We start from the raw sequence: 24030 nt of genomic DNA on the forward strand, positions 1-24030 counted from the left end.
TAGCAATTAGTTATCACCTTTAATACCAGCTGGCTTTAATTCTTTTTTTGAAATGTAAATCAGTGTCGCATCGAGTAAACGCACACTCAAGACACGCTTTAAAAAAGCAAAAAGATGTGCCGGGAAAGTCACTCGATATTTCATTCGTGGTGTTCGTGATTCAATAGCATGCACAATTTTATTAATAACAGCGTCAGTCCCTCGCGTAAAAATAGATTGCCTTTTATTTTCTCGATACCCCTCTAACATAGACTGGTATTGCGTTTGAAAATGACTTTGCTTCTGATTAATTTTCTTTAGAGAGTGATCAATCACATTGTCTCGAAAACGACTTTCAATAGGCCCAGGCTGAACGGTGATCACGCTTATTCCAGAGGATTTAAGCTCTAGTCGCAATGTATCACTTAAACCTTCCACCGCATATTTGGAGGCATTATAAGCACCGCGAAAAGGCATGCTAATTAAGCCTAAAATAGAACTGATGTTAATAATCCGCCCATGTCCCTGAGCACGCATAATCGGTATGGCCAAACGAGTTAAATCCATTAAACCAAAAACATTGGTTTCAAATTGAGAGCGTAAAACGTCACGTGATACATCCTCTAATGCCCCTGCCTGCCCATAACCAGCATTATTAATTAAAACATCAAGACGACCGGAGGTCTTCTTAATAATTTCATAAAAAGCAAGGGTAATAGAATGGGTATCATCCATATTCATTTGGACGACTTCCAAGCCTTTCGCGCTTAATCTTTTTATATCTTCTTCCTTACGGCAAGTTGCAAATACTCGATGTCCACGCTTTAATAAAGCCAAAGCAGTATCATGACCTATACCACTTGAACAACCAGTAATTAACACGATTTGGGGTTGCATCACTACCCTCCTTTATGAAAATTCTAAATTATCAATGTTATTATATGTCTCCATTGTAAACGATATTACTCCCCATGAATAAACATACGATTGAAATTGATGGCATTGTCGTCGAAATTTTAAGAAAACCTATAAAAAATTTACATTTGCGTGTTTATCCACCTGACGGACAAGTAAAAGTAAGTGCACCTTTAGGCTATCGTTTGGATGCTATTCATGCGCAAATACAAGCAAAAATTAATTGGATTCATCGTCAACAACAGCGATTTAAAACACAACAATTTCATCCTGGCTATAATACCGGTGAGCAACTCTATTTTTTGGGGAACGCTTATAGGCTGATTAATTTCTCGCAAAGCACAGGCTCCAAAGTTAGTCGAGTAAATGACGCTATACACTGTTATGCCAGAAGGGATGCAACCCGTGAAGAGAGAGAAAAACTGATTCAAGCCTGGCACAGACAAGAGATGAAAGCACTACTGCCAATATTAATTCATCACTGGGAACCTGTTTTAGGGGTTCAGGTAAAAAACTGGGGCATTAAAAACATGAAAACACGCTGGGGATCGTGTAATATTCGCGCACATCGTATTTGGTTAAATTTGCGCTTGATGACAAAACCCATTGCATGTCTTGAATATGTTGTTGTTCATGAAATGGTTCATCTTTTGGAAAAAAATCATAACAAGCGATTTTATGCGTTAATGGATAGATTTTTGCCAGATTGGCGACAACGCCAAACGTTATTAGAGCAATATTAGTTTTATTTTAAAAGTCAGTGCAATGAAAAATAGAAACACCCTTGAAGATGATATTCACCAGTTTGGTTTCCACATCGTTGATAATTTTCTTGAACCCTCACATTTTCAAGCTTTAAGAGCGATGGCTGAATCTTTTTATCATGGAGGCCAGTTTAGACAGGCTAAAATAGGGCAACTGCAAACTGCCGTCCGTAATGATTCAATCAGAACAGATCAGATTTGCTGGCTCGATGAACCTCAGGATAATCCGGCAACTACTGCTTTTCTTACAAAAATTAAAGAAATTGCACACCGGCTGAATCAACGATTTTTTTTAGGTCTCATTGAATTTGAAATGCATTTTTCAATTTATCAACCAGGGAACTTTTATAGAAAACACGTTGATCAGTTTGCTACCACAAAAAACAGACGTATTTCTTGTGTCTATTATCTGAATGAGAGGTGGGAACAGGAATTCGCTGGCGAGTTAATACTTTATAATTGTGACAATTATTACCTTACAAGTATTCTGCCAGAGGGTAATCGCTTTGTATGTTTTACCAGCGATTTACCCCATGAAGTCCGTGAAACAAAAGCAACTCGCTACAGCCTCACTGGATGGATAAAAAGCAGGGCCATTGGCTAATTGACTAAATGGTGCCTGTTAAGTTACCTAGTTTATCGGTCAATTTCACATTCTCAGAATAATCCACTGGACAATCAATAAGAACGAGCTCATTGCTAGCCAGAGCTGATTTTAGTGTTGGTAATAAATCCTTAGCCGCTTTAATGCTATAAGCTTTAATGCCAAAGCTTTCTGCATATTTTACAAAATCAGGATTGCTAAATGTCACATGAGCTGAATGACCAAACTCCAGATCCTGTTTCCATTGAATAAGACCATAGGCTTCATCCCGCCAAATTAAAATCACAAAAGGAATGTTTTCCCGCTTGGCCGTTTCGATTTCTTGCGAATTCATCAAAAAAGAACCATCACCCATTACCGCAACTACTTTTCTTTCGGAATGAACCAATTTGGCAGCAATGGCTCCCGGCAAAGTGAATCCCATCGTAGCCAGGCTATTAGAGATAATGCAGGTATTGGATTGATAACAGGGATAAAGACGTGCCATCCACATTTTTAGCGCGCCGGTATCACAAAGCACAATATCGGAATCGGCCATGGCTTTGCGTAGATCAGCAATAATTCGCTGTGGTTTTAACGGGAAAGCCTCATCTTGTTCATGATCGGTGATTTCCTGTTCAAGCATGGCACGCAAGGCTTGCGTATCTTTTGTGCGATGGTCATGAGGCTTAATTTCCTTTGCCAGAGCATCCAGGGCAGCAGTGATACTCCCTTCAATTCCTACTGCTAATGAATAATGACTATCTACTTCCGCTACAATCCCATGAATGTGAATAATTTTTTTATTAGCTTCTGGATTCCATGATTTTGGTGAATACTCAACGAGATCATAGCCAACGGTAATAACCACATCTGCTTCGTCAAAACCAAAATTACTGTAGTCGTGTCTCATAAATCCAATGGTGCCAATGACTAGCGGATTATCGGCAGAAACCACTCCTTTTGCCATAAACGTAGTGGCCACAGGAATTTTAGTTTGATTAATGAAGCGCGTTAATGCCTCTTCCGCCTGATGACGATAAACACCTGCACCTGCCAAAACAATGACTCTTTCCGCTCGATTAATATAATCAGCTGCTTTTTTTATTTGATCCAAATTAGGCATGGTTTGTTTCGGCCATTGAGGTTTTAGCGGCTGACCTGAGGTTCTTTGTTTGGCAACATCCTCAGGCAGAATTAAAGCAACAGCACCACGTCGTTCTGATTGTGCTAACTTAAATGCCTTACGTATCAGTTCAGGAGCAACGGAAGGCAAAGAAATCATGGCATTCCATTTAGTCACTGGAGCAAATAATCGATTCAAATCAATGATCTGATGAGATTCTTTGTTTAATCGGTCCAAAGAAGCTTGCGCCGCAATAGCAATCAGTGGCGAACTATCCAAATTGGCATCTGCTGTCCCTAATAAAAGATTAATTGCTCCTGGACCTAATGTCGCGAGACAAACTCCTGGTTTTCCTGTTAATCGCCCATAGATATCAGCCATAAAAGAAGCAGCCTGTTCATGGCGTGTTAAAATGAAACGAATTTTTTTGGAACTGGAAAGCGCTTCGATAAAATCAATATTTTCTTCTCCAGGCAATCCAAAAATATATTCAACACCCTCCTCTTCCAAACATTTAACCATTAAATGAGCAACATTCGTGGTATTTTGCGTTTTCATTTTATCATTCCTTGTATGACATCATCTTGATGCTTTGCATAGTGTCCTTTTAAAATTTTAGATGTTGTCTTAACTTTTACAACTCCCAAGATTATTTGTGGGTTTAATTTCTCGTGTATAATCTAGATTTTTCCTGCCAATAAATCTTATGCACGCCCTGGAAATTAAGCAATTACGAAAAATTTATGCGAATGGTATTGAGGCTCTCAAAGGCATTAATTTAGCAGTAAAAAAAGGAGATTTTTTCGCATTGCTGGGAGCCAATGGTGCCGGGAAATCAACAACTATAGGTCTCATTTCAACTCTACTGACCAAAACATCAGGCAAGATTTTTATTCATGGCTATGATCTTGATGAGAATTCGGAAGCCGCCAAATCTTGCTTAGGGCTGGTTCCGCAAGAATTTAACTTAAATATATTTGAAACTTGCCAACAAATCCTTATTAATCAGGGGGGATTTTATGGTATTGGCCAAAAGAAGGCTAGCCTACGTGCTGAATCGTTGCTACAACAATTAGGTTTGTGGGAAAAAAGAAATGCTATCGTCAGACATTTATCGGGGGGAATGAAGCGTCGATTAATGATTGCACGGGCATTAATTCATCAACCTAAAGTTTTAATTCTTGATGAACCAACAGCCGGAGTTGATATAGAAATTCGCCGCAGTATGTGGGATTTTCTAACCCGTACCAATGAAGAAGGAACCACTATCATTTTGACCACTCATTATTTGGAAGAGGCTGAACAACTCTGTAAACACATTGCCATCATTGATCAAGGACAAATTGTTGAAAATACCTCCATGAAAAATTTATTAAAATCTCTCACTCATCAAACGTTTATTTTTAATACCTTAACTCCCATTCAGGAACTCCCTCAGATGAAACCCTTTGTTGTTACTTTAATTGATAATAATACCTTTGAATTACGCGTAGATAATCAATGGTCTCTGAATGAGGTATTTGCTGAACTTACCAAGCATGGGCTTACCATTCAAAGCATGCGTAATAAAACAAATCGCTTGGAAGAGCTTTTTCTGGATCTTATTAATCATGGCCATTAAAACCCAAACTATAGCACTCTATACGCTCGTAAAACGCGAACTGGTCAGAATGTTTCGTATAGCGAGTCAGGTTTTTCTTCCGCCTGTTATCACAACAGCCTTATATTTTCTAATTTTTGGCAGTCTTATCGGTCAACGTATTGGTTCCATACAGGGAGTTAGTTACCCTGAATTTATCGCACCTGGTTTAATCATGATGTCTGTCATCACTAACGCTTACAGTAATGTTTCTACTTCCTTATTTAGTGTGCGTTTTCAAAAAAGCGTGGAGGAAATGTTAGTGAGTCCCATGCATAATGGTCTTTTGTTGTTGGGCTATGTTTTGGGTGGCGTATTAAGGGGATTTATTGTTGCTATTCTGGTTTTTATAGTCTCTTGTTTTTTCTTACCCATTAATTTTACCCATTTGACACTTAGCATCATTGTTGTCCTATTGGTATCAGCACTCTTTTCTCTAGCTGGCTTTACTAATGCAATGGTAGCCCGTAATTTTGATGATGTGATGATTATCCCAACCTTTGTTCTCGCGCCATTAACCTATTTAGGAGGGGTATTTTATGCCACTGACATGCTTTCTCCCTTTTGGCGTACCATTTCACATTTTAATCCCATCCTTTACATGGTCAATGCCTTGCGTTACGCCATGATTGGTCAACAAGAAGTAAATATCTTGACCGCAATGGTCATTATTTGCATAATAGTGATTTTACTCGCTGCTCTAAACATGATTTTGCTGAACAAGGGAGTCGGCTTGCGAGATTAACTGTTGAGGTTATTATGACTGTTGATTTACTTGAGAACTACATTCATAGGTTGAACTTGCTTATCAATCAGGAAAATAATAAAGAACTGGTATCATTAACAAAAGAGTTGCTTGAACAACTGCGCTGCATCACCTCTATTTCAAACTTGCAGAAAGCACTTAACAGGTTCTCTGCCTCTATAGGTACTTATTCAACCTCTCAAGTAGCACGTCAAATTAGTAAGTGGGAAAACGAGTTGCAAGAATTGCAACTCCTTGAGAAAGCAGTTTTAGACAAGTTTCCCGCTTTAACCTTTAGAGAAGAGGTTCAATCTTTTAAAAGAGTGCTGGAAAAGATTTTTGCTCGCGAAGATTATCTTTTTCATGCTCGTGCCAAAAGTTTATTGAGCTATCTCAATGATGAGGCTCTCCAGGTCACCTTGGATTATCTTAATGACTTATCGACAGGAGTGACCTCTGCCTCAGCTATTTTAGGAACCTTTGATCAATCGCCTTCTTTGAGCCGAAAACACACAGCTTGTAAATATTTGTTAACAAAAAATTCAATTAATTTTAATGAAAAGAACAGTAAACAAGTGCTAGCGAATAATATTTTACAATCTGCCCTACTGATTTATCAGGATATGCAGTCTGAGCCCAAACAGGAAGTTAAACAATCAAGCCCATGCATTTTAATTTAAGAATGCAATATTTAAAAGCTGTACTTTTCCAGAGCATAGGTTAGCGTCAGGGCAAGATCATCCTATTTTGAATTAATTTCACACGATTATCTTGCACAAATTACCGTCATCCTGCAAAGCCCGTCATCCTGAGCAAAGCCCGTCATCCTGAGCAAAGCGAAGGATCCCCAGCAGATAAAATCCCGCTCTTTGAACGAAGAGCTCCTTCGCTTTGCTCAGGAAGACGCCTTGTTGCTTATAATTTAGATAAAGTATGATTTTGCCCTGAGGTTAGCGTAGCGCTTAATTATTTTATACAAGCAGGTGTTTTTTTTCTTTGTTTAGAATGCTGTGGCTTTTGTTATTCTGTGTTTATCCTGTGTATCATTGTTGGAATAAATCGCATCAATTATACTTAGTCATTTTCGCCAACCAACAATTGATGTGAATATAGACAAGAACATTGCCGCCATCTATGTAGCAAAACCAGAGTTTCTTAATACATTGTGCGAAGAATTAGGCGAGGTAACGGCGATTATTGAAGATTTAATTTTCTCACCCCGTAAACACCTTAAAGCATGTTTTGCTCAGGATATCTGGCTAGAGCCTAAGCTGGTAAAATTTCAATCCATTTCCGAGGCCGTCAAGATTCTGCGACAAGCGGGTAAATTCTGGTATTTACATCCCATCAGCCAAATCAGACGCTCCCGTTTAATCGAAGCGCAATTGCGTCAATATCCGCCTCTTGAGCGTCATTTTCCCATTGCTGAAATTCCCTCAATCGGTTGCTTTAGTCTTTTGGATCAGCACACGCTGGTTTATAGTAATCAGCGCATAAAGAAATGGCCACAGGGGCAATGCTTTTTTATCGAAGACAAAATAAACCCACCTAATCGGGCCTATTTAAAGCTTTGGGAAGCGTTAACTCTGCTAGAGAAATACCCTAAACAGGGAGAGTGGGCTTTGGATTTAGGAGCCTCGCCTGGTGGCTGGACTTATGTCGTACAATCTTTAGGTGCTAAAGTCACAGCCATCGATAAAGCACCTTTGGATGCCAAAATCGCCAAACTTCCAGGTGTCAATTTTTTACAACAAAGCGCTTTCGCGCTTGAGCCAGCCCATGTTGAGAGGAGCTATGACTGGGTTTTCTCTGACATTGCTTGCTATCCTGAACGTGCCTATACACTGATAAATAAATGGATAGAATCAGGAAAGGCCAGACAGTTAATTTTTACCATTAAATTGCAAGGCAAAACTGATCTCGCGTCTATTAAACCCTTTCAGGCCATCCCCAATTCCTACGTCACTCAGTTATTTTATAACAAACACGAGACCACATTTTTTTATCCAGCGCCTTCTTTTATCTTGATGAAACAAACGGAAGCAAGGGCGCAATAATGATAATTCAGCAAATCAGCCTAAGCAATCAAGAAAAAAAATGGCTACATGAGCAGCGAGTGACGCGTTTAACTGATAACAAAGAGGTGCAAATTTATCCTATGGGGGCAGAAAGGCATTTATCGTCAGTATTATCAGGCCATAAAAAAAGTCAGTATCACATTCGTGAGGATGTTGAAAATAAACATGTTCTTGTCATTCCCGGTCATGGCAATAGTAGTTTTTTATTGGCGGAGGCAGGTGCCAAATTGGTCACTGTTTATGATAAAGATCCTGTTACCATTACTTGGATGAAGGCATTTAAGAAATATTATCACTATCGAGAATTCAGCGCTGGAGGTAAACCTTATCCATCAATTGGCGAATTATTATCAGCACTTACCCGTTGGTACCCTCCTTTTCTTCGCTTGCCGGTAAGACAATCACTTAATTTAGCAGCTTGGATAATTAATCCTAAACTTCTGCGTCGCTCTTATCTTTTTTACATGCTAGACCTTGTTCGCCAAGCACTAAAAGCAAACACTCAGGATAATTTTGAATTAAATAAAAACATTCAATTTCAAGTAGGCGAAATTTCTCAACTAGTAAACACTTCACCACAACCGCTCTTCGATACTGCATTCATTCCTTATTTGCTTGGAGTAAAAAATGGCATTGAAAAAAAAGAAGAAATAATCGCATTTATGAAGCAAATTATTACACTTGTTCCACAGGGGTCGATTTTAATTAGCCCATCCAGAGATATTAAAGAGTTTTATTTTTTTGGCAGCCGCTATTTCATAACCAGTGGTTATGAAACCATTCATGCGATTCCAGAGTTATATCCCTATGCTGTCGCAGAAGATGATTGGTTTCGCTCTCAAGGCCTTACAGTTTTTCGTGCTTCAGCCAACGAACCATTACGCAAGGACAGCGAATGAATGATAAAAGCACTCATCAAAAGCTAAGCCGTGATCTGGGGCTCTCTGGCGCTACCATGCTAGGTTTAGGCTCTATTCTGGGTACAGGTGTATTTGTCAGCATAGGTGTTGCAGCAGGTGTGACAGGACCATCGGTTATTTTTGCCATTATACTTGCAGCGCTGCTTGCTACCTGCAATGCGTTATCGAGTGCACAACTTGCAGCCAATCATCCAGTAAGCGGGGGCACTTACGCCTATGGCTATCGCTACCTTCATCCTGCACTGGGATTCACCGCTGGCTGGATGTTTTTATGCGCCAAAACAGCTTCCGCTGCCACAGCTGCCTTGGGCTTTGCAGGCTATTTTTTACATCTGTGTGGGTTTCAAGCGCCAATTTTCACTATTCCAGTTGCCATAATAGTGATTTTTATATTAACTCTAATTGTATTAAGCGGTATAAAGCGTTCCAGCAAAACTAATTTACTTATCGTATCAATAACCCTTCTTTCTCTGTTAGCTTTTATCTTGTTGGGTTTTCCAAGCTTACAGCAAAATGGTAGGCAACACTTATTTCCCTTATTGCCAAAAATTGCTGATGGAGAATTAAGTCATTTCTTCTATGCAACTGCTTTAATGTTTGTGGCCTATACTGGCTATGGACGCATCGCTACCATGGGTGAAGAAGTTAAAAATCCTGCAAGTACTATACCCAATGCTATCATTCTGACTTTGATAATCAGTGCAGTTCTTTACATGTTAGTCGCTGTCATAGCCATTGGCTCTGTCGGTTCAGCTAAACTGGCCACTGTGACAGAAAGTCAGGCAACACCGCTAGAAATGGCAGCCAGCGCCATGAATATAACTGGACTCTCTATCTTCATTGCTATAGGCGCATGTACCGCTATGTTAGGAGTATTGCTGAATTTAATTTTAGGCCTTTCACGCATGATGCTGGCAATGGGGCGTCAACAGGATTTACCTCAAGTTTTTGCGATTATCTCCAGCAAACATCATACGCCTGTTGCAGCGGTAATTGTTATTGGTCTTCTCATTGCTGGTTTTGCCTTGTTGGGTAGCGTTAAAATCACTTGGTCCTTTAGTGCTTTTACTGTCTTAGTCTATTATTCGATTACCAATCTCGCAGCGCTCTGCCTACCGAAAGAACAGCGGCTCTATCCCACCTACGTTGCAGTAATAGGTCTGGTTTTCTGTTTGTTCCTGGCTTTCTGGGTTCCATTGGGTATTTGGCTATCAGGATTGTCGTTAATCGCCTTGGGCTTACTATGGCATGGATTTAATCGCCACTATTTAAAGACTGATTAAATGGATTAAAACCTCAGCAAATACTTATTAGATAGTACAGCCTCTTCTTGCAATATTAATGCGCGCCTGCTACTTGTTGATTGTGGGATGTATCCTTGTCATTGAATAATTTTCTGGTTAACAGGTAATATGAAACAGTCATTTTTATTGTTTGTGAGAAATTTCTATAAGAATAATAAAAAAGCAGTAACCCTCTTAACGGCTGGTAGCTTATTTTGGGCTTTCACTTTTCCCATTGCACCTTTACTTCTTGGATTAATAATCGATCAACTGAAAGAAATAGTTTCATCAACAACACAAAATTATACGTCGGTTATCGTCTCGGGGCTGGCATTTTTTTTGGTGCAATTTTTAAGAAATTGTAATTACTATTTAATCACAAAAAATTACACCGAAGGGTTAGCAAACAGTCAATCTCTTGCTGTTACTCAACTCTTTTCCTACCTCTGTCATAAGCCTCTCGATTATTTTGATCAACAAGCTTCAGGCGCATTAAGTGGAAAAGTCAATAACGTATTAACTGGACTTGATCCCATCATCACCAGCTTTTTCATTATTATTATGCCACAAATTATTGCTGTCACCTTGGCTGGTATTATTATGTCCTTTATTACTCCCTGGCTATCTCTGCTATTCTGGATATGGGCTGGTTCGGTTATTTATTTGACTTATAAAAGTTCAAAATTATCCCACTATTATGCTACATCGTATGCCCATTCACAAAGTGAATTAAGTGCTAATCTCACAGATACTTTGATGAATATTCAGACTGTTCTAACTCATTCAACCCAAGCCCAGGAACAAGAGCGGTTAAAGCAATCAACTGAATCCATGTCACAACAATATATTAAGCTGCGTATGTTTTTAGAACGGGCCCGATTTAAACAAGGCTTATGTACTGACCTGTTTGTCTTAGCCACTATGATTACCTTACTCTATGGTTTTTGGTTGGGGACTGTAAGTCTCGGGGATTTTGCTTTTGTATTTAGTTTAACCTTTAACATCTCAGGCGTATTTTTTAATTTAGGATCAACTATCGCTGAATTTCATAAAAATTTGGGAAAAGTTCAAGATGGCTATAGTCTTATTGACCGCGTTGAGCCAAAGACTGTAAAAAAATCATTGAATAAACTGGAAGGAAGTGGCATCAATTTTAAAGACGTCAGCTTTCACTATCACGCTCATTCTCCAGTTATACGACATTTATCCTTAGAAATAGCACCCACTGAAAAAGTAGGAATTGTTGGTCTTTCAGGGGCTGGAAAATCAACGCTTCTGAAGCTTCTTCTCCGGTTATATCAACCTAGTACTGGACAAATACTGATCGGCAATACCGATATTCAAACGGTTGATATCGAAACCCTGCATGCTCATCTTGCCTTTGTGCCTCAGGATCTGCGTCTTTTTAATCGCACACTTAAGGAAAATATTACCTATGGCTGTGGTGAAAAATCACAGGAGGCCATTGAAAAAGCTTGCTACCAAGCTAATTGTTTATCCTTTATAAAAGCTCTCCCTAATCAGTTTGATACTATTGTGGGTGAACAAGGTACTCGTTTATCAGGAGGACAACGTCAACGTATTGCCATTGCCAAAGCTATCTTAAAAGATGCGCCTATTTTATTATTGGATGAAGCCACGTCCGCTTTGGATTCGGAAACAGAAGCGAGTATACAACAAGCACTAGATAGCTTAATTCGAGATAAAACAGCAGTCGTTATTGCTCATCGATTATCCACTTTGAAACAAATGGATAGAATAATTGTCTTGCAAGATGGACAGGTGGTCGAGGTGGGTACTCATCAGGCATTACTAAAACGAAAGGGGATTTTTTATTCTCTCTGGCAGCAGCAATCCGAAGGCTTTTTTTAGGTCTTAAAAACCAATTAAAAACCTCCTTAGTGACGCAAGGAGTATTTAAGCTATACAATGGCCACCAATAAAGCAGGAATCAGGGCAGTTTTAAATAAGGGAAATCATCCTCCAGCAATTGTCATACTTTTTTTACATCCGGCTGGCTTTTAATAATTAAGACCACTGTGTCATCTCCGGCAATTGTTCCCAAAACTCCCGAAAGATTCTCTTGCCGATGCTGCAAATGAAAATACAGTTCTGGTATGAGAATGAGAGGATTTCACGTCGTTGATTATTCTGATATTTTTGACAGCATCCTCCTTACCCTCTGGATTATCTTTCCCAAGTACGCTAATTTAAAAGCATTTCTTCTCCAATAGAGATTGGAATGATAGTCGCTTATCTTTATGAACAAATTTTACAAGCGCATGAAATTACCAAAGACAATTTATCGTTAATCGATCAAGCAATATGGCTGGATTTAATTTATCCCACACAGGAAGAAGAGCAGATAGTCGAACACAAACTCGGATTAGACATACCAACGCGTGAAGAAATGCTGGAGATAGAACTTTCAAGCCGTCTTTATAAAAGTAAAGAAGCTCTTTTTATGACTGCCAATATGATTGCTCAATCAGACACCTCTGATCCTAAACATGAAGCTATCAGTTTTGTTCTTACTAAAGAGAAACTCCTTACTATTCGGTATATTGAACCTTTAGCCTTTAAATTATTTTTCATGCAATTACAAAAATCCGAGGAGAATTATAGCAGCGCAGCACTGCTACTTATTACCTTACTTGAAGTAACAGTAGATAGATTAGCCGATATCCTGGAGTCAGTCGGCCATCATTTAGAAAAACTATCAAAAATTATTTTCCATTCCTCTACCTATGTACCGAGTAAAGAAAAAACCGATTACCAGCAAATTATCCAGAAAGTGGGGGTTCATGCGGATTTAAACACCAATACCCGAGAATCACTGGTTACCTTAAGTCGTCTCATTGCTTTTTTTAGCCAATCAGCCAGCTCACAGTTAGACGCAGAAGGACAAATAAGGCTTACAACGCTGAGCAAGGATATCAATTCATTGAGTGATCATGCCAGTTTTCTTTCCAGTAAAATTAATTTCCTCCTAGATGCCACATTAGGATTAATCAACATTGAGCAAAATACGATAATTAAAATTTTCTCAGTAGCTGCTGTTATCTTTTTACCACCTACACTGATTGCCAGTATCTATGGAATGAATTTTAAGTGGATGCCAGAACTGGATGTGAAATGGGGGTATTGGATTGTTCTTATTGTCATGCTGCTTTCTGCCTTACTTCCTTATAAGTTTTTTAAATATAAAAAATGGCTCTAATTAAAATGATGCAATGGGACAATCATGCAGCACAGTCTGGACATGATTGCTGCACTCGCCCTCAGTGGATTATGTCTACGTTTATTGTGGGGCCTTGACTTTTCGTTTAAAGCCTAAGGCACGTAAACGCTCATCCAGGCTTGGATGCGTTGAAAATGCATTGTGCAGTGATTTGATAGGATCAATACTGGATGGGTCAAACAAATAAGAAGCTTGACGCACCTCTTCATGGGGAGTCTGGCCATATTCTTGTGTGTATTGTTCTGCATGTTGTTGGTGATCTTCCGTGATCTTTAGCAAAGCTCTTGCCATAGGTTCATTATCGCGCATAAGCTCGACAGCACCTGCATCCGCCATGTATTCTCGTGTACGACTTAGAAAGAGTGCTAGCACCACAGTGATTAACGGGAGTAAATAGCGCAATAACATAATTACCATAAAAAGACGATTATCTTCGTTACGCCTGTCTCTCTTATAAATCATGGCATAAAACATAATGTCAATTGCAATGAGTAAAAGGTTACTTAATACAGCAACCGTAAGGGTCAATTTAATATCATGATGGCGAATATGGCTTAATTCATGTGACATCACCGCTTGCATCTCCGCACGGTTTAATTTTTCCATTAACCCCCGAGTGATTGCCACCATGGCGGATTTCTCACTATAGCCGCTGGCAAAAGCATTCATGTAATTGGCTTCAATTAAATAAACCCTGGGCATGTATTTTAATCCTGACGCGACTTTCATTTCCTCAACCACATTATACAATTGCTTTTCTTCAAGACTTTGTGCAGTTCCCGGCGTGATTAAACGATAGTTGGTGCCTAATAGCATGATGCGATCATAAAGCGTGTAAGTAATAAATAGTGAGATTATTGCCACTCCGATCATTATTAATGTGGCATAGGGAATGACTTTTAGTGTAATTAGAGCCAAGTAACAATCAAGGAGTGTAGCGCCAGGATGTAAATAATCGAGAATAACTGTGTCGGCCAATAACCCCACCCCGATATACACCGCAAAAAAAATCGCAATAACCATGCGTGTTTTACGTTCATTGCGTCTTAATTGCTCGCGCCAGTCTCCAGCAGAGGCATGATAATCACTTAAGGGCATAATTAAACTCAGAATTTAACCGTATAATCTTCATGTGCTTTAATTTGTTCTTCAGGTAAAGCCCAGTACTCAAATTCTTTGTCTAATTTGCCAGGAAAAATACTTACAACAAAAGATTCAAAGAATGATTTCTTCTTCGCATAATAGCGCTCAATGCTATCGTTATAAGCTTGCTTGGCATAGGAAAGTTTATTTTCTGTATTTACAATTTCCTCTTGTAACTGCAGTGCATTGGTATTGGCCTTTAGATCAGGATATTGTTCGAAAACAACATTAAGCCCCGAAGCTATTTGCGAAATACCATTTTCCGCAGCAATTCGCGTCTTCTCATCTCCTGCAGCCTTGGCTGCCTGAGCCTGGTTACGCAAAGCAACCACATCTTTTAACGTCGTTTGTTCATAATCCATGTACTTTTTGACTGTTTCAATCAGCGATTCAAATACTTTAAAACGACGATCAAGTTGAATATCAATTTGTCGCTTGTTATTGTTAATTGCCTCAATCATTCCAATTAAGGTATTGAAAATCCCAATTGACCAAAAAAATAGGAGTGCGACAATAATTAAAATGACAATAAGAAAAGTACCCATTTTTTCTTCCTGTGATAATCTTTTTCTAATTTATAGCTCTAAAGCATCACAAAAAGCAAACAGTTATTCGGATTTAAAATTTAAACCCTTCGTCTCGTTGGGGCACAGTTTTTAATTCTTCAGGAACTGGCGCATCGTTCATTTTAATATCTGTTTCCTTGATAAAAAAGCCGACACAGCTCAACAGCGAAGGAACTGCTTTAAATCCAAACTCCCTGGCAAGATTCGTCTTTTCATAAGGGGTATTACCAAGCTCCATACCGTCACTGTCGACAAAAAGAATAGTCGCTGCGTTCGGCAGCATTGCCCACAAGGTCTGACGCGCTTCCTCAGTCATTTGACATACTTCATGATAGCTCAGATAGGCCGTTTTTATCTGAGGTAACGCATTTTTTAACTGCTCAAGCTCGGCAATGGATAATTTATCAAACTCAACCTCATGCAGACGGATAATGTCGAGATTTTTGTGTAAAGCCTTTAAGGCTTCGGCAATCCATTTAATTTTTGCAGGGATAAAAACGGTTCTTGCCAAACTTAATGAGGTAACGTTATAGGGGATGGCTGCAAAAATTTTACATACTGCTTCATTGTCTTCTGGGAATAAATCATCGTTATTGTTATTAGATAAAACATTTGTTTTAATGTGCTGAAATAAACCATTTCCTGCTAAATCAAGCGTTTTAATTCTCTCATGAAGCGCCTCGATTATCTCTGCGACCTCAGTACTTGGCCTCGCACCTATATTATTATCTGCAAGATTTAAGTCACTGACTGTTAAAGGAATACTTTTCATAAGTTCAATAAGAGCACGTGTATTTTTATTGAATAACTGATTGTTCTGCAATATTAGTTTTCTTACGGATGGATTTAAATATTTTAAGGCGTTTGCTAATACTCCATCTCTTCCTCGACCAAGAGCAGCTGAATTCAGGCTTAATAAATCAACATTTTCTGACAATGCCATAAAAGCCTGACCCAGTAATTGTCCTGGAAAACCGTATAAGAGGCTACCGTCTAAATAAATTTCGCGCACTCCTTTAGGGAAAGCTCTAAATGCAAAAAAGATATCCGCAGGCAGGACACCAGGATGAAAAGAAATGACTGTGGGTTTAACAGCAGCCATAATATTGACCCACTCTGCTTTTGTTTTATTTGCGAATCGATTACCAATTAATTTGAGAGCAGTAATGTTATTGGGCAAACTCTTCATTAAAGCGATTAAATTGTCCGCAGTCATTTTGTCAAACTTATTAAAGCTTAAATTAAGTTCATGCACATAATTTAGAGCAGCGACCCCTTCTATTAATGCAGAAGCATTTTGCCAAAATCCATTTTCACTTAGATTCAACTTTTTAACATGAGGAGGAATTGCTTTTAGTATCATCCCAAGTTCTTCTTCACTATAGTTGCCGAGATGATTCAAACTTAGATCAAGCGCAGTAATATTAGCAGGAATAGCGGCAAAAATTTCCACTAATTCTTCTGCTGTCTTTTCATGAAGATTATTTTGGGTTAAATAAAGCGAATTAATGCTTTTTTTACTAGCCAAAATCTCTAATGCGGCAATAATGGTCTTGTTTGGCTGGTTTCCCAAATCATTATCGTTTAAATCAAGAGCCGTAGCATAGTCAGGAATCGCATTAAAAGATTCTAAAAAATCATCATAAGACTGTTGATCGAGATTCTTGATAAGAAAATGCATTGGCAAAACTCCCAAGTATTATCAACAAAGAAAGCAAAGTGTTCGGCAAAGGAGTGACGTAATTTGCTACTTTGTGATAATAATATGAATTAAATTGCCAATTTTAAGACGGGTTGTGCGATTTATAAATGGGTAAGACTACCCATTTATTTTGTAATTTTTAATTATTGTTGCGGCCTGGTTATACTGGGTTCGGGAACTTCAGCAGGAATATCTGAGGAAGAGTCAATGCTTTTAGCAACTGGCGTTGTCATATGATAATGGTAAACTAAGGCTAAAACCGCTACTAAAATAATAACACCCATGGTGGTAATCCCAATATTTTTATTCTTCATCACTTACTCCCGACGGCAATAGTGGATTTAACTCGCTCTTGTTCCTTGTCCTTTTATTATAGACAGAGAAGAGATTTTAGAGGATTTCATTGCACGCGAATATTGTGAAATTGCCAGGGGTCAGTAAGATCAAGATTTTCTTTAAACAATTTTTCCCTGTTTTTAAGCGGCGTCCAATCCGTATAATAACCGGCTACTATGCCAAGATAGGGTGTCGCAATTTCCAAAATATAACGATAATCCATTTCTTCTGGTTCAACAACTCCTTGTTGTGGATTGCGAACTGCCCAAATTAATCCCGCTAAAATACCAGCAACCACCTGTAAACTGGTTGCATTATTATAAGGGGCTAATTGACGCGCCTCCTGGATGGATAACTGCGAGCCATACCAGTAAGCACCTTTTTTATGACCCATCAACAGGACGCCAAGTTCATCCGTTCCCTGGACAATTTCAGAGAAAAGAAGACGTTTGCCAGATTGCTCATGCCATTCATTACCCTGAAGTTCTTGCAAGGAAAGCATTGCATCAGGACAAGGAAGATAGGCGTAATGAACAGTAGGATTATAAGGCTCTTGTTCAGCTAACGTTAAAAAGCTGCCGATAGATATTGACTCGGCATGTGTGATTAAATAACCGTGATAAGAACCCAGACTGGGAGTCCAGGAACGAACTCTTACACTGGCACCGGGACGATTAAGGTAAATAGTAGTTTGATTATTAACATCATGGTAGTGAGCCTCTTGTGGCCAATAACGCTCATGAGTACCCCAACTCAATTCCGCGGGTTGACTTGCTTCTGAAATAAAGCCATCCGCTGACCAAGTATTAACAAACTCATTGGGTAATTTAAGTCGATGAGTCTCTTGCGTGTCTCGTTCAGCAACATGAATGACCTTAATTCCCAGCGATTTGGCTAAAGAGGCCCATTCCCGTGCATTAGCTGGATGGTAAGCCTCTAACTGCCACTCATTTACCAAGTTCCACAGTGCCTGCTTTACAAAATGTGAAGCCAAACCAGGATTAGCTCCATGAGTTATCACTGCCGTTGTTTCTTTATTTTTTTTAATTTTAATACCTCTGCCCGCAACGCATAATTGGAGCGCTGTAAAGGGGATAGTGTCTTATTGATATAGCCACCCTTCCATGGTTCTGTACTGGCATCAAGATAAAGTACTCCTTTTTCCTGACAAAGTTTAATCAGGGCCAAACTGGAAACATCTACCGATAAGTTTAATAAGAAATCACCTTTACTAAGCTTGTTGAAGAGTAAAGAAAGATAATTTTCTGGCGTAAGAGTAGCCAATTCTAAAGTCAATCCAAATTCATTAGCGACTTGTATTCCCAAATTATCCTTAGCCATGATAATGACTTGTGAAGGTGTCAGTTTAATATGACGAAATAGCAGCGGTAAGATTGCCTGGCCAAGGCTTCCAAAGCCAATCATGATCAGCTTATTGGGTAAGGCGATGTATTTAGTAAAATGCTCTTCCATGTTTTCCTCATAGCACAATCCAGGTTGCACTATAGCTCTCTTATGGTTTAAGCGTAGAAGAAATTTAAGGGGAAAACAAAATAACCATTACTGGCGTTGCTTATTCAGCATAGAAATTTTTATAAACTGTACCAGTCATTACAATAACTCGATCTCCATAAGCACTATTGACCTCATTTTATTCTTCATGATTTCTTCTAGAAAAATGTTTTAAAACAATTGGTTATGAGCTATTGAAAGAATGAGTTAAATTATTTTATTATGAAAGAACTCATTTATTTAAAAAAATGGACTTTTTTATGCTAAAAAAAGCGCTATGGCTCACCTTACTTTCCTGTAGCTCAACATCAGCTGCTTTTGCTGCAGCGTCTTCTCCAGCAGCAGAAGCAGCAACAGCTCCACCGCCCTCCAGTTATATGCCCGTTGTTATTAAGGAGACGTTTCAAACAATTATGGATCGTATGGTGGCGGCTAAACCAGCCATTAATCAACGGCAGCAAGAGTTGCTCAATCAACGTTATGATTTAAGCAATAATCCTTCCTTGGACACTAAAATGTCTAACGGAAAAGCAATTCAGGAAGGGGTAAGGGTTAAATTACCAGCAGGCATCACCTGGGAAATGTTGGGAAAAATGACGCCAGAGGAAATCAAAGAAAAAGGCGTTTATCCCGAAGGTTTTTTGCCCCTACCTCATCCCAATCATCCTGAAGGTGGAATGGTTTTCCCTAAATTTGCGATTGACGAAATTAATAAACAGGAAAACCGCGATTTAACACGTTTTGATTTAGATTTTGACTTGCCAGATCATTTCTTGCCCCCCTTCCCTGCGCCTATTTTTTTAACAACGCGTCCTGATTTAGGCGATGTCTCACAGGGTCAGTTAGTTACAATTAATAACTTTTTTGAATTGTTTAACGGCATTCTTAACCCCAAACAATTAGAAGGCTTAAGATTACTGGTAACCCCGTTCCCACAACAACAATTTAACCAGACGGATGATCGTCGCACGAAAATTCCCAGCCGTGGTGTAGCATGTTTCGATTGTCATGCGAATGGCCATACTAATGCAGCCACTCATCTTGTCGGCGATATTCGTCCGCAAGAAATAAGACACCGAATTGACACGCCCAGTTTAAGAGGGGTTAACATTCAACGTCTTTTTGGTTCGCAGCGTGCCTTAAAAAGCGTAGAAGATTTTACTGAATTTGAACAAAGAGCGGCTTATTTTGATGGCGATCCAGTCATCGCGACCAAAAAAGGGGTCAATATTCTTGAACGTGGCAGCCAGGTTCATTTTATGGCCGAATTTCAAGAGTTATTGGATTTTCCACCGGCACCTAAACTAGGTATAGATGGGCGCCTGGATCCCTCCAAAGCAACTGAAGCTGAATTGCGAGGAGAAGCACTCTTTTTTGGTAAGGCAAAATGTGCCACCTGCCATGTCCCTCCCTATTACACAGACAATACCATGCACAACTTAAAAACAGAGCGCTTCTTTAAGCCTGTCATGGTGAATAATATGAAAGCTATTGGCGATGGGCCGATTAAAACATTCCCACTCCGGGGCATTAAAGACTCACCGCCCTATCTTCATGATGGCCGCTTGTTAACTTTGGCAGATACGGTAGAATTTTTTAACCTCATTATGCAACTGCAGTTAACTCAACAAGAAAAAGAAGATTTAACAACCTTTATGAAAGCATTGTGAATTTTATAAGAGTGGTGGTGCTGAAAGCTAAATCACTCTTCTTGAACTGCGTCGTTTTTGGATAAGAAGTGGTTTTAAAAATTGCCCGGTGTATGACGCTTTTTGCTGCGCAACCTCTTCAGGAGTTCCAGTAGCAATAATTTGTCCTCCTTTGCTACCACCTTCAGGACCAAGATCAATAATCCAGTCGGCAGTTTTTATCACATCAAGATTATGCTCAATGATAATAATTGTATTTCCTTGTTCTCTTAAGCGGAAAAGCACATTAAGTAGTTGTTTAGTGTCATGAAAATGCAAGCCGGTAGTGGGCTCGTCAAGAATATAAAGTGTATTTCCGGTATCTCTTTTTGATAATTCTCGAGCTAATTTGATACGCTGAGCCTCTCCCCCAGAAAGTGTCGTCGCACTTTGGCCCAAGCGAATATAAGCGAGTCCTACATCAATTAGCGTTTGGCATTTTCTGGCCACTACAGGAATAGCATCGAAAAAACTTCGTGCATCTTCCACCGTCATCTCCAACACTTCATGAATATTTTTGCCTTTATACTGAATTTCCAACGTTTCACGGTTATAGCGCTTTCCTTTACAAACATCACACGCGACATATATATCGGGTAAGAAATGCATTTCCACTTTGATTAAACCATCCCCTTGACAAGCTTCACAGCGTCCGCCGCGAACATTGAAACTGAAGCGGCCTGGCTGATATCCTCGAGCGCGGGCTTCAGGTGTTCCTGAAAATAATTCACGAATGGGTGTAAATAAACCGGTATACGTCGCTGGATTTGAGCGGGGTGTGCGACCAATTGGACTTTGGTCAATATCAATGACCTTATCACAATATTCCAAGCCCTTGATTTCTTTAACCGAACCTGGTGTTAAAAGGCTGGAGCGATTTAATCTATTAGCGGCGATAGGATAAAGGCTATCATTAATTAAACTTGACTTGCCAGAGCCAGAAACACCCGTCACACAGGTAATAATTCCCAAGGGGATAGTTACATCGACACTCTGCAAATTATTACACCGTACCCCCTTTAACTGTAGTAGCCGTTCTTTATTTATGGGAAAACGATGCTCAGGAACAGGAATCGCTTGAGTGCCGGCCAGATATTGCCCGGTAAGCGATTGTTTATTTTCCATGATTTGTTCAGGTGTTCCTTGAGCAACAATTTGACCACCATGCACACCAGCCCCGGGTCCTATATCCAATACAAAATCAGCTGCTCGTATCGCATCTTCATCATGCTCTACTACAATGACAGTATTGCCCAAATTGCGTAAATGCAATAAGGTTTTTAATAAACGCTCATTATCACGTTGATGTAGTCCAATGGATGGTTCATCCAAAATATACATAACACCCACTAAACCTGAGCCAATTTGACTGGCTAAGCGAATGCGTTGTGCTTCCCCACCTGATAATGTTTCAGCACTACGCGACAGTGATAGATAATCCAGCCCCACATTAACCAGGAAACCTAACCGCTCAACAATTTCTTTATTAATTTTGGCAGCAATTTCTCCTCGATAACCGGTTAACTCGAGCCCTTGAAAAAATGCATAAGCCTGTTCAATCGAGTAAGCAGTAATTTCTGGTAAGTTTTTATCAGCCACAAAAACATGTCTTGCTTCCTCGCGTAAACGCGCGCCCCCGCACAGTTCACAAGGTCGTGAGGAAAGGTATTTGGCCAACTCTTCGCGTACCATAGAAGAATCCGATTCCCGATAACGCCGTTGCATGTTAGGAATGACACCCTCAAAGCTATGTCTTTTAGACATAAAGCCACCATTGGGACGCTGATAATGAAACTCTATTATTTCCTCACTACCATAAAGGATGGTAGTTTGAATAGTCTCTGGCAGATCACAAAACGGTGTTTCTATATTAAAACCAAAATGCCTTGCCAATGATTCCAGCATGGGAAAATAATAAGTTGTTTTTTTATCCCAACCGCGAATAGCACCTTCCGCTAAACTTACAGTCGGTTCATGAATAACTCGTTCAGGATCAAAAAACTGATTGACGCCTAAACCATCGCAAGAGGGACAAGCACCCATGGGATTATTAAATGAAAAAAGCCTGGGCTCTAACTCACTTAGGCTATAACCACATTCGGAACATGCAAATTTTGAGGAAAAAGTCATTTCCTCAAATTCCTGATCCACAGGCGAAACGATTGCCAATCCATCTGCCAAATTTAAAGCATTTTCAAACGATTCACTTAAACGTTGTGCCAGGTCTTTGCGAACTTTAAAACGATCTACAACCACTTCAATGGTATGCTTTTGCCTTAAACTAAGTTTTGGTGGCTCGTCCAACTCATAAATCTCACCGTCAATACGCGCCCGAACATAGCCTTGAGCCTGCAACTGTTGCAAGAGCTGTACATGCTCACCTTTACGTTCACGCACAATTGGAGCAAGAATCATTGCCTTTACGCCTTCAGGCAGTGCTAAAACTTGATCAACCATTTGACTGATGGTTTGTGCGTGTAAACTAATACTGTGTGTTGGACAACGCGGCTCACCCACACGCGCAAATAAGAGGCGCAAATAATCATATATCTCGGTAATCGTACCGACTGTTGAACGAGGATTATGTGATGTCGCTTTCTGTTCAATAGAAATTGCTGGTGATAATCCTTCAATTGCATCCACTTCTGGTTTTTCCATCATGGATAGAAATTGACGGGCATAAGCAGACAAAGACTCAACATAACGACGTTGTCCCTCAGCATACAAAGTATCAAACGCTAATGATGATTTTCCCGAACCTGAAAGGCCTGTAATAACTGTTAATTGATCACGAGGAATTTTTACATCGATATTTTTTAAATTGTGAGTTTTTGCGCCGCGTATACTAATGTAATGCATGGGACATGTTGGTTTAAAAAAAAACAAATTATAGCTCTGCTATACTTTTTAAACAAATAATTTTGCGATTAGTAGTTTAGAATAAAAATCCGGGCATGAATATAAGGAAATATCATGAGGTACGAGCGACTAATCCTTTTAATCTTTATTTATTTTTTTATCCCCTCTACCCATTATGGCAATGACATTGATTATGACGTTAAAAGTTGGACCCAAGAAACCCTAATGGCCACGTTATCTATCAACTACACTGAAACTCCAGCTGATTTTGCGAACTTACAAAGGCGCTATACGGTCAATGCCTGGTCTGCATTACACAATTTTTTTAACAAAGAAATTAATGAAATAAGAGAGAAACATTTCACTACACACCCTTCTCCTTTAACACCCCCTATCATTGTTGAGAAAGGGGTGACTTCCGGGATTGCTTATTGGCGGGTTAATCAATCATTTATGATTTCCGAAATGAATTCCAGATTAGATTTTTCTCTTATTGTCATAAGAGCAAATAACCCACCCTTTATCATTCAAAGTGTTAATGTAGTACGACATTAACTAGAATAGGATAAACCTGTTGTTTCTGGTACTTCATCCTCCATTTGCCTTTCATGCACGATAAGTGTTTTTTCTGGCTCACCAGGACTAATAGTCGCACACTTTAAATCCCCTTGCTCATAAAAATTAAAAAACCAATAACCATCTATTTCCTCATGATTGGAAACAGTAAAAACGAGTTCTCCTAAAAGAGGATATTTTTCTGGAAAATTCTTTTGGCGTTCTGTCGCATAGCACAATAAAGCCAGCTCAATGCGTTGCTCTATTTGTCGACGGCTATACTCTTTTGATTTAAAAGTCCAGGCACTAGGGAAATATTTAACGGTTACTATCATGTATGTCTCTAACTAAACAAGGAGAAAAATAATAATCACCACGACTCAAAAAGTAAATATT

23 protein-coding genes are annotated in these 24030 nt (G+C 39.3%); 12 read left to right on the plus strand and 11 right to left on the minus strand.

What is annotated here, in order from left to right:
- Window positions 1-6 precede the first annotated feature (6 nt).
- Complete coding sequence (locus clem_RS12810; protein ID WP_094091909.1) at window positions 7-876, minus strand: SDR family NAD(P)-dependent oxidoreductase; 870 nt, start codon at window positions 874-876, stop codon at window positions 7-9.
- 74 nt (window positions 877-950) lie between these two features.
- Between clem_RS12810 and clem_RS12815 the strand changes: the two genes are divergently transcribed.
- Together clem_RS12815 and clem_RS12820 are read left to right on the plus strand one after the other, a co-directional pair.
- The gene (locus tag clem_RS12815) at window positions 951-1637 is read left to right on the plus strand and encodes a M48 family metallopeptidase (protein ID WP_094091910.1); all 687 of its coding nucleotides are present in this window, start codon (window positions 951-953) and stop codon (window positions 1635-1637) included.
- Window positions 1638-1659: 22 nt separating this feature from the next.
- Window positions 1660-2262, plus strand: a complete 603-nt coding sequence (locus clem_RS12820) for a 2OG-Fe(II) oxygenase (RefSeq protein ID WP_094091911.1) — start codon at window positions 1660-1662, stop codon at window positions 2260-2262.
- A 4-nt stretch (window positions 2263-2266) separates the two neighbouring features.
- Here the strand turns inward: clem_RS12820 and clem_RS12825 are convergent, their stop codons facing one another.
- A complete protein-coding gene (locus tag clem_RS12825) occupies window positions 2267-3925 on the minus strand; it encodes an acetolactate synthase large subunit (protein WP_094091912.1) in 1659 nt (552 codons plus the stop codon).
- 148 nt (window positions 3926-4073) lie between these two features.
- Here clem_RS12825 and clem_RS12830 point away from each other — a divergent pair, with 148 nt between their 5' ends.
- The 7 genes from clem_RS12830 to clem_RS12860 all read left to right on the plus strand — a co-directional run bounded on the left by clem_RS12830 (window position 4074) and on the right by clem_RS12860 (window position 11904).
- Complete coding sequence (locus clem_RS12830) at window positions 4074-4988, plus strand: ABC transporter ATP-binding protein (RefSeq protein ID WP_094091913.1); 915 nt, start codon at window positions 4074-4076, stop codon at window positions 4986-4988.
- Window positions 4978-5751, plus strand: a complete 774-nt coding sequence (locus clem_RS12835) for an ABC transporter permease (RefSeq protein WP_094091914.1) — start codon at window positions 4978-4980, stop codon at window positions 5749-5751. The genes clem_RS12830 and clem_RS12835 overlap by 11 nt, the downstream gene beginning before the upstream one ends.
- Before the next feature lie 14 nt (window positions 5752-5765).
- Window positions 5766-6431, plus strand: a complete 666-nt coding sequence (locus clem_RS12840; RefSeq protein WP_094091915.1) for a hypothetical protein — start codon at window positions 5766-5768, stop codon at window positions 6429-6431.
- Between the two features lie 429 nt (window positions 6432-6860).
- A complete protein-coding gene (locus clem_RS12845) occupies window positions 6861-7808 on the plus strand; it encodes an SAM-dependent methyltransferase (RefSeq protein WP_094092358.1) in 948 nt (315 codons plus the stop codon).
- Complete coding sequence (locus clem_RS12850) at window positions 7808-8728, plus strand: ABC transporter permease (protein ID WP_094091916.1); 921 nt, start codon at window positions 7808-7810, stop codon at window positions 8726-8728. The genes clem_RS12845 and clem_RS12850 overlap by 1 nt, the downstream gene beginning before the upstream one ends.
- A complete protein-coding gene (locus clem_RS12855) occupies window positions 8725-10032 on the plus strand; it encodes an APC family permease (RefSeq protein WP_094091917.1) in 1308 nt (435 codons plus the stop codon). Before clem_RS12850 ends, clem_RS12855 begins: the two co-directional genes overlap by 4 nt.
- Before the next feature lie 129 nt (window positions 10033-10161).
- Window positions 10162-11904 (plus strand): ABC transporter ATP-binding protein, encoded by a 1743-nt coding sequence (locus clem_RS12860; protein WP_094091918.1) that lies wholly within the window; start codon window positions 10162-10164, stop codon window positions 11902-11904.
- A gap of 121 nt (window positions 11905-12025) precedes the next feature.
- Here the strand turns inward: clem_RS12860 and clem_RS15450 are convergent, their stop codons facing one another.
- On the minus strand, window positions 12026-12130 hold the full coding sequence (locus clem_RS15450) for a hypothetical protein (RefSeq protein WP_408606870.1): 105 nt from the start codon (window positions 12128-12130) through the stop codon (window positions 12026-12028).
- Between the two features lie 144 nt (window positions 12131-12274).
- Here clem_RS15450 and clem_RS12870 point away from each other — a divergent pair, with 144 nt between their 5' ends.
- The gene (locus clem_RS12870; protein WP_094091920.1) at window positions 12275-13252 is read left to right on the plus strand and encodes a magnesium transporter CorA family protein; all 978 of its coding nucleotides are present in this window, start codon (window positions 12275-12277) and stop codon (window positions 13250-13252) included.
- An 81-nt stretch (window positions 13253-13333) separates the two neighbouring features.
- Here the strand turns inward: clem_RS12870 and htpX are convergent, their stop codons facing one another.
- The 6 genes from htpX to clem_RS15205 all read right to left on the minus strand — a co-directional run bounded on the left by htpX (window position 13334) and on the right by clem_RS15205 (window position 18493).
- Entirely contained in the window at window positions 13334-14371 is a 1038-nt protein-coding gene (gene htpX / locus clem_RS12875; RefSeq protein ID WP_094091921.1) for a zinc metalloprotease HtpX, read from the minus strand.
- A gap of 8 nt (window positions 14372-14379) precedes the next feature.
- Window positions 14380-14961, minus strand: coding sequence for a LemA family protein (locus clem_RS12880; protein ID WP_094091922.1), 582 nt, complete (start codon window positions 14959-14961; stop codon window positions 14380-14382).
- A 73-nt stretch (window positions 14962-15034) separates the two neighbouring features.
- Complete coding sequence (locus clem_RS12885) at window positions 15035-16663, minus strand: leucine-rich repeat domain-containing protein (RefSeq protein ID WP_094091923.1); 1629 nt, start codon at window positions 16661-16663, stop codon at window positions 15035-15037.
- A 164-nt stretch (window positions 16664-16827) separates the two neighbouring features.
- Window positions 16828-16998, minus strand: coding sequence for a hypothetical protein (locus clem_RS14915; protein ID WP_157698250.1), 171 nt, complete (start codon window positions 16996-16998; stop codon window positions 16828-16830).
- Between the two features lie 86 nt (window positions 16999-17084).
- Complete coding sequence (locus tag clem_RS12890) at window positions 17085-18041, minus strand: saccharopine dehydrogenase C-terminal domain-containing protein (protein ID WP_232505489.1); 957 nt, start codon at window positions 18039-18041, stop codon at window positions 17085-17087.
- On the minus strand, window positions 18038-18493 hold the full coding sequence (locus tag clem_RS15205) for a saccharopine dehydrogenase NADP-binding domain-containing protein (RefSeq protein ID WP_232505490.1): 456 nt from the start codon (window positions 18491-18493) through the stop codon (window positions 18038-18040). The genes clem_RS12890 and clem_RS15205 overlap by 4 nt, the downstream gene beginning before the upstream one ends.
- A 299-nt stretch (window positions 18494-18792) precedes the next feature.
- Between clem_RS15205 and clem_RS12895 the strand changes: the two genes are divergently transcribed.
- Window positions 18793-20202, plus strand: coding sequence for a cytochrome B6 (locus tag clem_RS12895; protein ID WP_094091924.1), 1410 nt, complete (start codon window positions 18793-18795; stop codon window positions 20200-20202).
- A 27-nt stretch (window positions 20203-20229) separates the two neighbouring features.
- On the opposite strand, the gene uvrA is transcribed toward clem_RS12895, so the two are convergent.
- Entirely contained in the window at window positions 20230-23079 is a 2850-nt protein-coding gene (gene uvrA, locus clem_RS12900) for an excinuclease ABC subunit UvrA (protein ID WP_094091925.1), read from the minus strand.
- Window positions 23080-23193: 114 nt separating this feature from the next.
- Here uvrA and clem_RS12905 point away from each other — a divergent pair, with 114 nt between their 5' ends.
- Window positions 23194-23634, plus strand: a complete 441-nt coding sequence (locus clem_RS12905) for a DotI/IcmL/TraM family protein (RefSeq protein WP_094091926.1) — start codon at window positions 23194-23196, stop codon at window positions 23632-23634.
- Here clem_RS12905 and clem_RS12910 read toward each other — a convergent pair.
- The gene (locus clem_RS12910) at window positions 23631-23969 is read right to left on the minus strand and encodes a hypothetical protein (protein WP_094091927.1); all 339 of its coding nucleotides are present in this window, start codon (window positions 23967-23969) and stop codon (window positions 23631-23633) included. The genes clem_RS12905 and clem_RS12910 overlap by 4 nt on opposite strands.
- Between the last annotated feature and the right edge of the window lie 61 nt (window positions 23970-24030).

It is taken from the genome of Legionella clemsonensis (genome assembly GCF_002240035.1).
Lineage (GTDB): Bacteria > Pseudomonadota > Gammaproteobacteria > Legionellales > Legionellaceae > Tatlockia > Tatlockia clemsonensis.